We start from the raw sequence: 3470 nt of genomic DNA, 5'->3' as shown, positions 1-3470 counted from the left end.
CCGCTTTATATAAAGCGGCTTTCTTTATTTTTAAGGCCCTAAATAGTCTATATGAAAAAAATTGCTATGCGGTCAGTGCGTGCTGCCCTTCAACTTATTCCTAAAAACTTAAAAAACAAGCTCAAACAAAACGAACGTTTAACTGGCTTGTATGTAAGGTCGGTAAGGAAGTCGGGGCTATTTTTCGATGCTCCAACGGCCAAACAAACGCAGGCGTTATACAATCATTGGCTTGAAGTAAATGAATCTACTTTTTCAAAGTCAGCAGCCACATTAGGTGAATGGCAAGCAGTTATATTTGGCTGTGACCCTCAGGGCGTCACAAAAAAAAATATTAAAAACCTTGGTGCAAAAGCTTGTGTGATAACGGGCGAAGTAGATATAAGCGCGTTACAAAGGAAAATTTCACTATTGGATGATCAGCTACCTACCTTGTTACTAAATGGTGGCGATTTATTAGAGAAATCGGCTATTCATCATTTATTCGAAGCTTTAAAAAATAATGACTTGGTCTATTGCGATACTGATGAACTTGACGAAAATGGCACTAAAAAGTCACCGCGATTTTTACCAAGTTGGAACCCTGAACTTCAATACTCCACGGCCTACATTAATAGTGGTGTAATGCTTAAAACTTCGTTGCTCAAGTTGATACAAATTTCTAACGAAACAACCATTGCTGAGTTAATTACAGAGCTTTCCCTAACCAACGAGAACTTGGCAATTAAGCACCTGCCGTTGCCATTAATGCATCTGTCAATTACAGAAGATAATGGGGTAAATACACTAAAACGCGTGAAAAAAGTGATAGAAACTCACACTAGCACTGTAGTCGACTTGGATGAAAAGTTTAACGTCAACCGGCTATGCTGGCCCAATAGTAATCCGCTGGTTAGCTTAATTATTCCCACAAAAAACGGAAAAGAGCTGGTTAAAGCGTGTATCGAATCAATTTTAGAAAAAACAACGTATCAAAATTACGAAATATTGCTCATTGATAACGGCTCTGACGAGCAAGAAAGCATCGAATACTTTAGCTACTTAGATACATTGGATAAAGTAAGGGTTCTTCGTTACCCTGCGCCATTTAATTACTCTGCGATCAATAACTTCGGCGTCGAAAATGCAAAAGGCTCCATTCTTGGGTTAGTTAACAATGATATTGAGGTTATATCGCCTGATTGGCTTACTTACATGGTTGGTCATGTAGAGCGCGAAGACATTGGCTGTGTTGGTGCAAAGTTGCTTTATTCTGATACGCGAATACAGCACGCTGGTGTTGTTTTAGGCTATGGCGGTGGTGCAGGGCACGCGCATAAGAACTTTCCTCGCTTTCATACTGGGTACTTAAATAGGATTACCGCAACCAATAACTACAGTGCCGTTACCGCGGCTTGTTTATTGGTTAAGTGTACACATTTTGATGCCGTAAACGGTTTGAATGAAAAAGATCTTTCTGTTGCCTTTAATGATGTAGATTTTTGTTTGAAGGTTAAAGGCTTAGGCGTTAATAATGTCTACTGCGCAGAAGCAGAGCTTTTCCATCATGAATCGGTGAGTAGAGGGTTAGATATCTCGCCTGAAAAAGTGGCGCGATTTAATCGCGAATTAAACTACCTTCAAACGGCGTGGAGCGACTTCATAGCAAACGACCCCGCTTATAATCCAAATCTTACTTTAAAGCGTGAGAACTTTTCAATAAAGAGTGCAGTTGAATTGAAAAGTATAGGTAGAAGGCATAATTGATGCATAGTGCATCAATCCGAGCTTTGATACACTATTAAGAAGATTAGGCGAGTTAGCCGTAGTATTCATCATTGTTTAAAATTACTATGCAATGATAGTAAAGAAGCTTTCGTAAATTATTTGTACAAAACTGGAGAGAATTTAAATGGATAGTACTATGCAGAAGCTTAAAATAGCTGTAGCAGGCACAGGCTATGTAGGGCTTTCAAATGCAGTGCTACTTGCACAACACAATGAAGTGAAAGCAGTCGACCTTGTTCCAGAAAAAGTCGAGATGCTTAACAATAAAAAGTCTCCAATTGAAGACAAAGAAATCTCTGAATATTTAGCAACGAAAGAGCTTAACCTTGAAGCTACGTTAGATGCACAAGTTGCTTATAAAGATGCCGACTATGTTGTTATCGCTACGCCTACGGATTACGACCCGCAAACCAACTACTTCAATACAGGTAGTGTAGAAGCAGTCATTAAAACAGTATTGGAAATTAATCCTAATGCAGTAATGATTGTAAAGTCTACGGTTCCCGTTGGCTTCACTCGTGATGCAAAAGAGCGCTTTGGTTCTGACAACATTATCTTCTCGCCAGAGTTCTTACGTGAAGGTAAAGCGCTTTACGACAACCTTTACCCAAGCCGCATCATTGTTGGAGAGAGAACTGAGCGAGCAGAAATTTTCGCTAAACTGCTTCAGCAAGGCGCAATTAAAGAAGACATTGATGTGTTGTTTACCGACAGCACTGAAGCCGAAGCCATCAAGCTTTTCGCCAATACCTATTTGGCAATGCGAGTAGCATACTTTAACGAGTTAGACAGTTATGCCGAGAGCCATGGTTTAGATTCAAAGCAAATCATTGAAGGTGTAAGCTTAGATCCTCGCATTGGTAACCATTACAATAACCCTAGCTTTGGTTACGGCGGCTACTGCTTACCTAAAGATACTAAGCAGCTTCTTGCTAACTACAGTGACGTGCCTAATAACATGATCCAAGCCATTGTAGATGCTAACCGTACACGTAAAGATTTTATTGCCGATTCAATTGTAAGTCGAGGCCCTAAAATCGTTGGCATCTACCGCCTCATCATGAAGTCTGGTTCTGACAACTTCCGCGCCAGTGCAATTCAAGGCATTATGAAGCGCATTAAAGCGAAAGGTATCGAAGTGGTAGTATACGAGCCAGTACTTAAAGAAGATGATTTCTTTAACTCACGTGTAGTAAACGACTTAGAAGAGTTTAAGAAAATCTCTGATGTTATCGTAGCCAACCGTGTAACCGGCGATATCGAAGACGTTCTAGATAAAGTATACAGCCGCGACCTGTTCAACGCTGACTAACCCAAATTTTGGGGTCAGAGTAAACCTCCTGGCTCTATAAAAAAAGGGGCCAAGCTAAAAAGCTTGGCCCCTTTTCAGTTTTATATGCACAGAGTTTTATTCGCTTACTTGTCTGAGCGCCCGTATCGGTCAGAAAAACGGACGATATCGTCTTCTCCAAGGTACGCGCCTGATTGTACCTCGATTAATTCCAGTGGAATTTTACCCGGGTTTTCTAGTGCGTGAACGGCACCAATAGGAATATAAACAGATTCGTTTTCTGTCAGCATTTGCGTTTCATCACCAATAGTTACGTTAGCTGTACCTGATACAACTACCCAGTGTTCCGCTCTGTGGTGATGCATTTGAACAGACAGTTTTTCGCCAGGCTTTACGGTGATACGCTTAACTT

The 3470-nt window shown here is 40.6% G+C and carries 3 protein-coding genes; 2 read left to right on the top strand and 1 reads right to left on the bottom strand.

From position 1 onward, the window contains the following. The first annotated feature begins 51 nt into the window (after positions 1–51). Both BIZ39_RS20790 and BIZ39_RS20785 read left to right on the top strand, forming a co-directional pair. Positions 52–1746, top strand: a complete 1695-nt coding sequence (locus BIZ39_RS20790; protein WP_187447965.1) for a glycosyltransferase family 2 protein — start codon at positions 52–54, stop codon at positions 1744–1746. Positions 1747–1891: 145 nt separating this feature from the next. Continuing rightward, positions 1892–3079: a nucleotide sugar dehydrogenase gene (locus BIZ39_RS20785; RefSeq protein ID WP_187447964.1), complete on the top strand. Its 1188-nt coding sequence runs from the start codon at positions 1892–1894 to the stop codon at positions 3077–3079. A 104-nt stretch (positions 3080–3183) separates the two neighbouring features. Here BIZ39_RS20785 and BIZ39_RS20780 read toward each other — a convergent pair. Next, positions 3184–3470, bottom strand: a 287-nt coding sequence (locus BIZ39_RS20780; RefSeq protein ID WP_187447963.1) for a cupin domain-containing protein, incomplete at its 5' end; no start/stop codon positions are given.

It is taken from the genome of Alteromonas sp. BZK5 (genome assembly GCF_014349115.1).
In the GTDB taxonomy this organism is placed as follows: domain Bacteria; phylum Pseudomonadota; class Gammaproteobacteria; order Enterobacterales; family Alteromonadaceae; genus Alteromonas; species Alteromonas macleodii.
The sequence above is the reverse complement of the archived record's forward strand: the minus strand, read 5'-3'. Positions and strand labels throughout refer to the sequence as shown.